We start from the raw sequence: 11727 nt of genomic DNA, 5'->3' as shown, positions 1-11727 counted from the left end.
GTGACCGCCGTGACCCCCGCGTCCGCGGCGGCGAGCGGTCTGCACGCCCTGCGGCTGCCGGAACTGCGGGCGCTGCGCCGCGCGGCGCAGCGCGAGGAAGCGGATCTGAGCTATCTGCGCAGACTGCTCCAGGGCCGGATCGACATCCTCCGCGCCGAGGTGGGCCACCGCAGCGACCCGGCGCCCGAGGCGGCCTCGGAACGGCCGCCCGCCGCGCTGGTGGACCGGCTGCCGGAGATCCTCGCGGACCTCCCCCCACGGCACCGCTCCTCGGCCCGCCACGTCACGCTCGGGACGCCGCACAGCGCGGAGTACGAGCGGCTGGCCGAGGAGATGCTGGCCGAGGTCGGCCTCTCCGATCTGCGGGCCCGTACGGACGAGGAGCTGCACGGCGCGATGGCCCGCCTTGTCGGCCATGAGCGGCAGGTCTCGCGGCGGCGGCAGGAGCTCCAGCGCACGGCGGACGACTGCAGCGCGGAGATCGCACGCCGGTACCGCGAGGGGGAGGCGCAGGTGGACGACCTGCTCGCCTAGCGATCGGCGGGGCGGCCCGCGCGGCCGCCCACCAGGCGTGGCCCGCGGCCGTCCACGGTGTGCCGCGCGACCCTCCACCAGATGTGGCCTGCGCCGGTCACGGGCGTGCCGGGCAGTCGTCCGCCGGGCGTGGCGGGCACCGTCCACCAGCGTGGCGGGCGCCGCTCACCAAGCGTGGCACGCGACGGCTCACCAGGCGTGACGGGCAGCCGTCCACAGGTGCGGTGTAATGAAACGACCTTGTCCACAGGCTGGGGAAATCGGTGTGCGGCTGCCAACGGCGGACGCCTAGCGTAGGCGCATGGCCCTCGAACTCCGCACCTCCCTCGCCGACTCCGACCTGACCAGCTGGATCCTCGCGCTCCACACGGGCTTTCTGCGTCCGCCGGAGACATCGGAGCGGGAAGTGGAGCTGCGGCGAGGCCAGATCGACCTGAGCCGTACGCAGGGGGTCTTCGACGGCGGCCGCTGCGTAGCCACGTTCCGCAGCTTCGCGCAGCGGCTGACGGCGGTCGGCGGGGCGGATGTCCCCGCCGACGCGATCAGCAATGTCACCGTGTCGCCCACACACCGCCGCCGAGGGCTGCTCAACCGGATGATGGAGCACGATCTCCGGGTCGCCAAGGAGCGGGGAGACGCGGTGGCCACTCTGATCGCGGCCGAGTACCCGATCTACGGTCGGTACGGCTTCGGCCCGGCCGCCTGGGTCACCGAATGGCAGGTGGACGTCCCCCGCGCCGGTCTCGACCCGCGCCACTCCACCCCGGTGGACGGCGGCCGGATCGACTTCGCCGACGCGGACGAGGTGCGGAAGCTCGGCCCCGCGCTGCACGAGCGGCTGCGCTCGCGGCAGCACGGCGTCATCGACCGCTCGGACATCTGGTGGCAGAACAACACCGGGCAGCGGCAGTTCCCCGGCAACCCCTGGACCGAGCCGTTCTATGTCTTCTACCGCTCCCCCGACGGCTCGGTGGACGGGCTGCTCGCCTACACCGCCGATGACCACTGGGAGGGCAACAAGCGCCCGCACAACACCGCCACCGTGCTCGGGCTCACGGCGGTCACCCCGGCCGCCGAGCGGGCGCTGTGGCACTTCCTGCTCTCGGTCGACTGGGTGACCCGGGTCAACACCGGCCGACGCGCCCCGGACGATCTGCTTCCGCTGCTGCTCGCCGACCCCCGCGCGGCCCAGGTCACCTCGTACGCCGACTGGCTGTGGCTGCGCCCGCTGGATGTGCCCCGGCTGCTGGAGACCCGCACGTACCCGATCGAGGGCTCGCTGGTGCTCGACCTGCGCGACGGCGCCGGGCTGGCCGGTGGCCGCTATCTCCTGGAGGCGGGCCCCGACGGCGCCGCCTGTGCGACCACGGGCCGCCCGGCCGACCTGACCATGGACATCGGCGTGTTGGGCACCCTGTGGCTGGGCGACGAGTCGGCGGTCCGGCTCGCCGCGCTGGGCCGGATCACCGAGGAGCGCCCGGGCGCCGCGGCGCTGGCGGACCGGCTGCTACGGACCCCACGCCGCCCCTGGTGCCCCGATGTCTTCTGAGCAATGGAGCACGGCGGCATGGCGTCCGAGCTGCCCCGGCCCCCGGCACCACCCGGACACCGGTATGGGCGCCCGGCACGGGGCGGCTGGGGCAGGTGACCGACGCGCGCCAGCCGGGGGTAGGCGGCCGTCACGGGAGGCAGCCCGGCGCAGGCCACCGGCGCGCGGCGGTCAGGGCAGCTGACCGGCGCGCGGCAGCCGGGGCAGGCGCCCGGCACGGGATGACCGCACAGGACGACCGGCACGCGGCGGCCAGGGCAGGGGACGGCGCGCGGCAGCCGGGGCAGGCGCCCGGCACGGGAGGCGGCCCGGGACGCCCGGCACAGGCGCCCGGCACGGGATGACCGGCGCGCGGCGTCGGGGCAGCTGACCGACATGGGGCGGCCGGGACAGGCGCCCGGCACAGGTGACCGCACGGACGACCGGCACGGGACGACCGGCACGCGGCGTCGGGGCAGGTGACCAGCACGGGAGGCGGCCCGGGACGCCCGGCACAGCCACCGGCACGGAACGACCGGCACGCGGCGGCCAGGACAGCTGACCGACATGGGGCGGCCGGGGCAGGCGCCCGGCACAGGCGACCGCACGGGACGACCAGCGCGCGGCAGCCAGGGAAGGCGCCCGGCGCCGGGCGGCCGATGGTCAGCAGCAGGACTTCAGCAGTCGGCGGGCGCCCGCGCCCTGCTCGCCGAGCTTGTCGTACGGGTTCGCCAGCGCGCATTTGTCGATCGACAGACAGCCGCAGCCGATGCAGTCCGTGAGGCTGTCGCGGAGGTTCTCCAGCTGTTCGATGCGCTCGGTGAGGTCCTCGCGCCAGCACTCCGAGATCCGGGCCCAGTCCTCCTTGGTGAGGACGTGGTCCTCGGGGAAGAGGGAGAGCACCTCCCGGATTCTCCCCAGCGGGATGCCCACCCGCTGCGAGGAGCGGACGAAGGCGACCCGGCGGAGCGTATCGCGGGTGTAGCGGCGCTGGTTGCCGGAGGTGCGGCGGCTGTGGATCAGCCCCTCGCGCTCGTAGAAGCGCAGCGCGGAGGCGGGGACCCCGCTGCGCTGCGAGAGCTCGCCGACCGTGAGTTCATGGGTCTTCCAGGTCAGTTGCGTCATACCGCCGAGGGTAGCTTGACTTCAACCTTTGTTTAAGTCTGATGCTCTTTCCATGGCTACTGACACCGCCGTCTCCACGGCCGAACCCCGTACCGGCACCGACTCCCCGATCCGGCTCGCCGTCATCCTCGGCAGCACCCGCGACGGCCGCTTCGGGCCGAAGGTCGCGGGCTGGTTCGCCCGCCGTGCGGCGCTCCGCTCCGATATGAGCGTCGACGTCGTCGACCTGGCCGAGACCCCGCTGCCCACGGCCCTCACCCACCGGCCCGGCCCCGAGGAGCGCGCGGCCCTGGAAGCGGTGACCCCCCGGCTGGACGCGGCCGACGCGTTCGCCGTGGTCACCCCCGAGTACAACCACAGCTACCCGGCCGCCCTGAAGAACGCGATCGACTGGCACTACACCCAGTGGCAGGCCAAACCGGTCGGCTTCGTCTCCTACGGCGGCATCTCCGGGGGCCTGCGCGCGGTCGAGCATCTGCGGCCGGTCTTCGCCGAGGTCCACGCCGTGACCGTCCGGGACACGGTCAGCTTCCACAACGCGGGCGGGCTCTTCGAACCGGACGGCGAGCTGAAGGATCCCGAGGGACCGGACACCGCCACCGGGGTGATGCTCGACCAGCTCGTCTGGTGGGCCAGGGCCCTGCGCACCGCCCGCACCACCCACCCGTACGGCACCTGACGGCACCGGCGGCGCCGTCACGGGGGTCGGCGCCGCCGAAGCCGAGCGTTTCCCGGCGGCGACGGCGGCAGCGACAGCGGCGGCGGCGCTGCGGACGGGCGAGTTCGACGTGTGCAGCCGCTGGTCGGCGCCTGCGGCTGACCGCCCGGACGCAGGCACTCCGTTCAGCGTCCCAGGTGCTGGTCAGATCCTTGCGCATCCCGGCCATCCGGCCACTCGTCGCCCGGCGTCAGCCCGTCACCGCTCCAGCAGCGCCATGTCGTCCTCGTCCAGGACGACGCGCGCCGCCGCCATGTTCTCCTCGAGATGGGCGAGCGAGCTGGTGCCGGGGATCTGGATGATCGCGGGCGAGCGGGCGAGCCCCCAGGCGAGGGCGATCTGGTGCGCGGTCGCGCCGTGCCGCTCCGCGACCTTCCGCAGGTTCTCGTCCTGGAGGGCGGTGTGGCCGCCGCCCAGCGCGAAGAACGGCATATACACGATCCCGGCCGCGGCGCACTCGTCCACCAGCGCCCCGTCCGCCTGGTCGAGCACGCCGAACCGGTTCTGCACCGCCGCGACCGGCGCGATCTCCCGGGCCTCGGCCAGCTGCCCGGCGCTCACATTGCTGACTCCGAGCCGCCGTACCAGGCCCTCCTCCCGGAGCGCGGCCAGTGCGGCGAACCGCTCCCCGATCGGCACCCCGCCCACCGCCTTGAGCCGCCCGACCCGCAGGTACACCAGGTCCAGCACGTCCACGCCCAGCTGCCGCAGGTTCTCCTCCACCAGCCCCCGTATCTGCTCCGGCCGCGCCTCCGCGTACATCTCCCCCGTCGCGGTGCGCAGCGGCCCGACCTTGGTGGCGATGGTGACGCCCTCGGGGTACGGGTGAAGGGCCTCGCGCAGGATGTCGTTGGCCCGCTCGGTGGCGGAGAAGTAGAAGGCGGCGGTGTCGATATGACGGACGCCCAGCTCCACGGCCCGCCGCGCGACGGCCACCGCCGTCGCGCGCTCAACAACGGGCCCCGCCCATCGCCCGGGCAGCTGCATCGCGCCGAAACCCAGCCGATCGGCCGGTGGCAGGGACGAGGAGAAAGAGGAGGACGAGAACGAAGACGAGGGGGACGGGGACGACGAGAAGGCCGAAGAGGAGGTCATGGGGCAGCATGCGCAGCTTTTCGCCCCGTCCACAAGATCGGAGATCCCGGACGGACACACGTTGTGGTGCTCTCACAGCAACGCTATGCTCCCCAGGTGACCTCGCCGCCCGACACCTCGACCGTCGCACGGGTGGCGGCCGTGCTGCAGACCCTCGCCGCGGCCGAGGGCGAGCTGCCGGTCAGCGCGATCGCGCAGCAGGTCGGCCGCGAGCGCAGCCAGATCTCCCGCATGCTCAAGGCGCTGGCCGCCACCGGTCTCGTCGAGCAGAACCCGGACACCCGGGGATACCGGCTCGGCTGGCAGCTGCACGCGCTGGCCGCCAAGGCCGGGGACCAGCGCCTGGTCCGCACAGCACAGCCCATCCTGCGAGCCCTCGTCGCGGAGACCCATGAGACGGCCCTGCTGTCCGTCCCGCAGGCGAACCGCTCCTTCACCATCCTCCGGGAACGGTCGACACACTCCCTCCAGGCCGGCGGGTGGGTGGGCCGCACCTCGCCCCTGCACGTCACGGCCTCCGGCCGCGCCCTCCTGCTCGACAGCACGAGTGAGGAGATCCGCGATCTCATCACGGGAGACCTGGGCGCCTCCGGCTACGGGCCGAACGCCCTGACCAGCCTGCCCACGGTGCTCGCCCGGATCGCCCAGGAGCGCGAACGAGGCTGCACGGTCGCCGACGAAGAACTCGAAGCCGGTCTCGTCTCCGTGGGCGCCCCGGTCCGCGACGCGGCGGGGCACATCGTCGCGTCACTCAACATCTCCGGCCCCACCAGCCGCATGCTTCGCTGCATCGACAGCTACAGCACCGCGGTCAAGGCGGCGGCGCGACGCCTCACCACGGCCCAGGCCCGCACCCACCGCCCCTGAGCGCGGCACACGAGACGTAACCGCGGCAACCGGCACGAACCCACAGCACACGGCACACGGCACACGGCACACGGCACACGGCACACGGCACACGGCACACGGCACGTAACCACAGCACGTACCCGCAGCACACGGCACACAGCACGAACCCACCGCACGCGACACGCGGCACGCAGCCACGGCATGCGCATCCACGGCCCGCGTATCCGCCGCCCACGCGCATCCGCCGCCGTGCCGTCGTGGCGGCCACCACCACCGACCAGCGCGTCACACCCCCGACGCACCCGCAAGGAAGCGGCACACCCCGCGCACGTGCTGTGAGAGCAACCACGATTGTCGCCACAGCATGTCGTTGTTAGCTTCCGTGACCGTGCGGCGCAACGCCCGCGTCACCGCACCATTGCTTCGAGGAGGGTGCACACCCATGAGTCCCCACACGCGTCCGGGAGCGTCGGCCGTATCCCCCGCGTCGAACGTGCTGTACGGAAAGCAGACCGAGCTGGGGGTCCAGAACTTCCCGGTCCGCGGCCGGACGCTGGGCGACCTCGCGCCGTTCGTCCGCAACTACGCCCGCGTCAAGCTGGCAGCCGCCCAGGTCAATCACGCGATGGGCGTGCTCGACGCGGCTCGCCACCAGGCGATCGTCACCGCGTGTACCGAGATCATCGACGGGAAGCACCCGGACCAGTTCCCCACCGCGCTGGTGCACGGCGGTGGCGGTACGACCAGCAACATGAACGTGAACGAAGTGATCGCGGCGCGGGCCAGTGCCCTCGCCGGGGTCACCGTGCATCCGAACGACCACGTCAACGCGTCGCAGTCGACCAACGACACATACCCGACCGCGATGGCGCTGACCGTTCTGGAACTGGTCGAAGAGCCGGACGGGGCGCTGCGCGAGCTGACCGCCTCGTTCGAGCGCAAGGCAGTGGAGTTCGACCGGACCGAGCACCTCGGCCGGACGTGTCTCCAGGACGCCGTCTCCCTCACCGCCGGGGACACCCACCGGGCGCACGCCGCGGCGATCAGCCGTACCCGGTCCGGGCTGACCGCGGCTGCCGCGCGGCTGACCGAGTTGTCGATCGGAGCGACCGCGGTCGGCACGGGCGTCGGGGCCCCGGACGGCTTCGGCCGCCGGTGCGCCGAGGTGCTGGCCGCGGCCACCGGGCGCGCGCTCACCAGCGCGGCGAACCCCTACGACAGCCTCGCGCACCTCGACCCCTACTCCGAGATCGCCGCGGCCGGGACACGCGTCGCGATCACCATGGCCAAGATCGCCGCGGACCTCCGGCTGCTCTCCTCCGGCCCGCTCGGTGGGTTCGGCGACCTCACGATCCCGGCCGTCCAGGCCGGGTCGTCCATCATGCCGGCCAAGGTCAATCCGGTGATCCCCGAGTACGTCATGCAGCTGAGCTATCGGGTCCGCGGACACGGCCACGCCGTCGACTGCGCCGTCGCGGCCGGCGAGCTGGAGCTCAACGTCATGGAGCCGCTCATCCTCGACGCGCTGACGTCGATGTTCGACGACCTCACGGCGGCAGCCGTCACCTTCGGCCGCCGTTGCGTCGACGGCCTCCGGTGGGACGGACCCCACCGGGAGCGCAACCTCACCGGCGCGCTCGACCGGTGGGTGGAACTGTCCGTGGCCCAGGGTTACGAAGCGGCCACCGACCGACTGCGCACGGACTCCCACAACGGGGGGCCACGCGCATGACCACCGACTCGCGGAGCCCCGGCACGGCCCTCGCCCACGAGGACGCCCCGCTCACCCGGTTCCACCTACGCGTCACCGTCGCGGGCACCGGCGGCCAGTTCAGCGACGGCTTCATCCTCGGCATCATCGGCATCGTCATCACCGCCGCCACCAAGGACCTCGCGCTCACCCCGCTGTGGGTCGGGCTCCTGGGCGCGGCGGCGCTGGTCGGCCTGTTCTTCGGCGCCGTCATCACCGGCCCGATCGCGGACCGCGTCGGGCGCCGGCACATCTTCGCCTGGGACATGCTGGCGTTCGCGGGGCTGTCACTGGCCCAGTTCTTCGTCCAGAACGCGGAGCAACTGCTGGTCCTGCGGCTGCTGCTCGGCCTCGTCCTCGGGGCCGACTACGTGGTCAGCAAGTCCCTGGTGACCGAGCACGCACCCCGCGCGTTCCGCGGCCGGCTCATGAGCCTGCTGGCCGTCGCCTGGGCCGCCGGCTACGTCTTCGCCTATCTGGTCGGCTTCCTGCTCACCGGGCACGGCGATGACGCCTGGCGCTACATGCTCGCCATCAGCGCCGTCCCCGCATTGCTCGTCTTCGCGTTCCGGACCGGCATCCCGGAATCGCCCCTGTGGCTGGTCCAGCACGGCCGCGAGGAGGAGGCGGCCGCGGTCGTCCGCCGTATCCTCGGCCCGGCCGCCGTCCCGCCCACCGCCGCGCCGGCAACCAGCCGTCGCGGCTTCCGTACGCTGTTCAGCCCCGCCTACCGCAGGCGCACCGCCGTCGGCGCGCTGTTCTACGTCTGCCAGGTCGTGCCCTTCTTCGCGCTCGGCACCTTCTCGTCCCAGGTGATGGAAGCGCTCGGGGTCACCAGCAAGCTGGGAGCCGGGGCCCTCTACAACGTCTTCCTGCTGGCCGGCGCCGTCTTCGGCCTGCTGATCATCGACCGGATCTCCCGCCGGCGCTTCCTGATCGGGACGTTCGTCATCGGCGGCGTACTCCTGGCGGCCCTGACGGCATTCGGCGCCGGCAGTGGCCCGGTCGTCCCGGTGGCCCTCTTCACGGCTTTCGCCTTCGTGCTGTCGGCGGCGGTCAACCTGGAGTTCGTCTATCCGCCCGAACTGTTCCCCACCGACCTGCGGGCCTCGGGCGTGGGGGTCGCGGTGGCCGCCAGCCGCATCGGCTCGGCAGCCAGCACGTTCCTGCTGCCCGTGGTCGAGGACAGCTACGGCACCACCGCCGCGCTGGGGGGATGCGTGGTCATCCTCCTGCTCGGCGCCCTCGTCTGCTGGGCATGGGCCCCGGAAACGAGCAGGGAATCACTGGACAGCCTCGACGCCCGCGACTGATCCGATGCGGTGTCCTGTCTCAGATAAGTCCGAGTAGCGCAGGGCGCAGAAGGACTGGGACGACCGGGTGCTCCCCACCCCGTGTCGGCAACAGCAAGCCACTGACATCGTTTGACGCGTGGCTCTCACGTACGACGACATCGCGGAGCAGCAGGCGGATATCGTCCGCCTGCTGCTCCACCACATCCATGCCCCCCTGCCCGACGGCCGGTTCATCCGTGGTGTCCTGCCCTCGCCGCCCCCCGCCGCAGAGGTCCGGATCGTCACTGGCCCTCAACGCGCGAGTGCTCCGGATGACTTGATGGCCTGGGAGATCCCTTTGCGCACCATCGACGACCCTGAGGAACCAGCGGGCCCGAATGACGTCCTCGGCATCGTGCGTGCCTTGAACACCGGCACTCAGATCTTCTCCAGCAGCCGTGTCGACACGGTGATGGGTATGACCCTCATCCATGTGGATCCGGCGCAGGTCGCTCCCGTCGGCCCGGGGGAGTGCGACAACGCCTTCACCATCCTGCGCACCCTTACCTACCCCTGGACTGAAGAACAGCCCGACCCGCGACTGCGAGGTTTCCTCCTCCAGGGCCCCGACCGGATGCGCCTGTATGTCGACCACGAAGAAGACACCGACGTGGTCGCCGCCGACGTACGACCGTCCGGTGCTCTGACCGCCCTGCTCGCGGCACTTCCCTCCCTGATCGAGGAAAGGGAACGGATGGTGCGGGGCGATATCGACGACCCACACTGCTCCCGGCTGATCAACCTTGTGGATTGGTGACTCGTGGGGAGTGTCACCTGTGACCGCCGCGCAGGTGCGACGTGCTGCCCAGTCGCTACAACCGTAGAAGGGCCGGGTACGCCGCACCCGGACAAGACAGAGACACTTCGCAACCTGCCCGGACATGGCCGAGACGGCGCCTCACATGCCCGGAGATCTCTGAGACTGCCCGGACATCACAGAGACAGGACAGATCCGATGCGGGTGGCCTCCTGGAGCACCATGACGCGCGCCACTATTGCAAGCAAATGCTTGCAATAGTTAGCGCCTATGCGGCAGCATCGGAGACATGGCATCACTCAACGTCGGCAACCTCGGCGAGTTCCTGCGCGAGCAGCGCCGCACCGCACAGCTCTCGCTGCGGCAGCTGGCCGACGCGGCCGGGGTGTCCAATCCGTACCTCAGCCAGATCGAGCGCGGGCTGCGCAAGCCGAGCGCCGAGATCCTCCAGCAGCTGGCCAAGGCGCTGCGGATATCCGCCGAGACCCTGTACGTCCAGGCGGGGATCCTCGACGAGCGGGACCGCGAGGAGACCGAGGTGCGCAGTGTGATACTCGCCGACCCCTCGATCAACGAGCGGCAGAAGCAGGTACTGCTCCAGATCTACGAGTCCTTCCGCAAGGAGAACGGGCTCCAGACCGCCTCGGCCGACACCACCGGCACGGACACCACCGGCACCCCTGGCACCGACACCCCCGGCGCCGGCGCCGACGTCGCCACACCCTCGAACTGATCCGGGAGGACCATCCACCATGGCCATCACCGACGACGTACGCAAGACCCTCACCGACCCGACCCCGCTCTACTTCATGGCGGGCACCGCCGATCTGGCCACCCAGAAGCTCAAGGAGGTGCCGTCACTCGTCGAGAAGATCGTCGCCGAGGCCCCGGAGCGCTTCAACGCGGTGCGCAACACCGACCCCAAGGCCGTGCAGGAGCGGGTCTCCCAGCAGGCCAAGGAGGCCCAGGGCAAGCTCACCGAGATGCTGGGCACGCTCGACACCGACCTCAAGCGGCTGCGTGACACCGCGCAGGACCTCGCCCTGCAGGGTGTGGGCCGGGCCGCCGAGCTCGCCGTCAAGGCGCGGGAGCGGTACGACGAGGTGGCCGAGCACGGCCAGGAGGTCGTGCGGACCTGGCGCGGCGAGGCGGCCGACGAGGTCGTCGACATCGCCGGCGCGATCGAGCCCGACGAGGGCCGGGACGGCCACGCGGCGGCCCAGGCGAAGGCCCCGGCCGAGTCGGTCTCCATGGACTCCTCCAAGGAGGCCCCGAAGTCCGCCCCGGCCAAGCCGGCCACGGCGGGCGGCGCCAACTCCACCAGCGCTCAGACGCCCCCGGCCGCTCCGGCGCCCCAGGCGAAGAAGGCCCCGGCCCGCGGCGGCAAGCCCGCCCCCACCGCCAAGAAGCCGGAACCGAAGTCGGCCGGCTGACGGGCACACGCCAACGGCCGGGCCGGGTACACGGGGTAACCCTGCGTGCCCGGCCCGGCCAGCGGGTACGGTGGCCGCAGAGACGCTCCCCATACATATCTTCTAGGCGGTGGACGGCGTGCTGGTTGAAGGCTTCGGCAAGTTGATGTACTGGGTCTCCTGGGGCCTGCTCCTCTTCAGCCTCTTCGCCTTCGTCGACTCGGCGATCCGCCGCGAGGACGCGTACCGAGCGGCGGACAAGCAGACCAAGGCGTTCTGGCTGATCATCCTTGGTCTCGCCGCCGCGGTGAACTTCTTCATGGGGATCCTGGACTTCCTGCCGATCATCGGGCTCATCGCCACGATCGTGTACGTCGTCGACGTCCGGCCCGCGCTGCGGCAGGTCTCCGGCGGTGGCCGCCGCTGGCCGCGTGGCCGCGGCTCCAGTTCCGACGGCCCGTACGGCCCCTTCAACGGCCGCTGACGACCGGCGGCGGCACGGTACGGGCACGAACGACGGCCGACCGCGCGCCGGGCGGCGACGGTCAGCGACGCGCTCGGCGGTGCGCCGCGGCGACCGTCAGCGGCGCACTCCATGGTGTCCGGCGCCGCTCGGCGGCGCACT

General features: G+C 71.9%; 12 protein-coding genes. 10 read left to right on the top strand and 2 right to left on the bottom strand.

The features are described from left to right. Both AXW62_RS19480 and AXW62_RS19475 read left to right on the top strand, forming a co-directional pair. Entirely contained in the window at window positions 1–534 is a 534-nt protein-coding gene (locus tag AXW62_RS19480; RefSeq protein WP_063817615.1) for an RsiG family protein, read from the top strand. 301 nt (window positions 535–835) lie between these two features. Further along, on the top strand, window positions 836–2083 hold the full coding sequence (locus AXW62_RS19475; protein ID WP_060945652.1) for a GNAT family N-acetyltransferase: 1248 nt from the start codon (window positions 836–838) through the stop codon (window positions 2081–2083). Window positions 2084–2725: 642 nt separating this feature from the next. Here AXW62_RS19475 and soxR read toward each other — a convergent pair. Then, the gene (gene soxR, locus AXW62_RS19470) at window positions 2726–3187 is read right to left on the bottom strand and encodes a redox-sensitive transcriptional activator SoxR (RefSeq protein ID WP_030837944.1); all 462 of its coding nucleotides are present in this window, start codon (window positions 3185–3187) and stop codon (window positions 2726–2728) included. A 52-nt stretch (window positions 3188–3239) separates the two neighbouring features. Here soxR and AXW62_RS19465 point away from each other — a divergent pair, with 52 nt between their 5' ends. Then, complete coding sequence (locus AXW62_RS19465; protein ID WP_060945651.1) at window positions 3240–3866, top strand: NADPH-dependent FMN reductase; 627 nt, start codon at window positions 3240–3242, stop codon at window positions 3864–3866. A gap of 237 nt (window positions 3867–4103) precedes the next feature. Here AXW62_RS19465 and AXW62_RS19460 read toward each other — a convergent pair whose 3' ends face one another. Further along, the gene (locus AXW62_RS19460) at window positions 4104–5000 is read right to left on the bottom strand and encodes an oxidoreductase (RefSeq protein ID WP_079115692.1); all 897 of its coding nucleotides are present in this window, start codon (window positions 4998–5000) and stop codon (window positions 4104–4106) included. A gap of 96 nt (window positions 5001–5096) precedes the next feature. On the opposite strand from AXW62_RS19460, the gene AXW62_RS19455 reads away from it, so the two are divergent. The 7 genes from AXW62_RS19455 to AXW62_RS19425 all read left to right on the top strand — a co-directional run bounded on the left by AXW62_RS19455 (window position 5097) and on the right by AXW62_RS19425 (window position 11586). Beyond that, a complete protein-coding gene (locus AXW62_RS19455; protein WP_030837937.1) occupies window positions 5097–5867 on the top strand; it encodes an IclR family transcriptional regulator in 771 nt (256 codons plus the stop codon). Window positions 5868–6291: 424 nt separating this feature from the next. Further along, a complete protein-coding gene (locus AXW62_RS19450) occupies window positions 6292–7581 on the top strand; it encodes a lyase family protein (RefSeq protein ID WP_060945649.1) in 1290 nt (429 codons plus the stop codon). Then, window positions 7578–8912 (top strand): MFS transporter, encoded by a 1335-nt coding sequence (locus tag AXW62_RS19445; protein WP_060945648.1) that lies wholly within the window; start codon window positions 7578–7580, stop codon window positions 8910–8912. The genes AXW62_RS19450 and AXW62_RS19445 overlap by 4 nt, the downstream gene beginning before the upstream one ends. Window positions 8913–9030: 118 nt before the next feature. After that, complete coding sequence (locus AXW62_RS19440) at window positions 9031–9690, top strand: hypothetical protein (protein WP_060945647.1); 660 nt, start codon at window positions 9031–9033, stop codon at window positions 9688–9690. 289 nt (window positions 9691–9979) lie between these two features. Next, window positions 9980–10423 carry a helix-turn-helix domain-containing protein gene (locus AXW62_RS19435; protein WP_060945646.1) on the top strand — a complete coding sequence of 148 codons (444 nt, stop codon included), beginning with the start codon at window positions 9980–9982 and terminating at the stop codon, window positions 10421–10423. 19 nt (window positions 10424–10442) lie between these two features. Beyond that, window positions 10443–11123 carry a hypothetical protein gene (locus AXW62_RS19430; RefSeq protein WP_060945645.1) on the top strand — a complete coding sequence of 227 codons (681 nt, stop codon included), beginning with the start codon at window positions 10443–10445 and terminating at the stop codon, window positions 11121–11123. 145 nt (window positions 11124–11268) lie between these two features. After that, window positions 11269–11586 (top strand): DUF2516 family protein, encoded by a 318-nt coding sequence (locus AXW62_RS19425; RefSeq protein ID WP_078962204.1) that lies wholly within the window; start codon window positions 11269–11271, stop codon window positions 11584–11586. Window positions 11587–11727: the final 141 nt, after the last annotated feature.

Source organism: Streptomyces hygroscopicus subsp. hygroscopicus, from assembly GCF_001553455.1.
GTDB classification, from domain to species: domain Bacteria; phylum Actinomycetota; class Actinomycetes; order Streptomycetales; family Streptomycetaceae; genus Streptomyces; species Streptomyces hygroscopicus.
The sequence above is the reverse complement of the archived record's forward strand: the minus strand, read 5'-3'. Positions and strand labels throughout refer to the sequence as shown.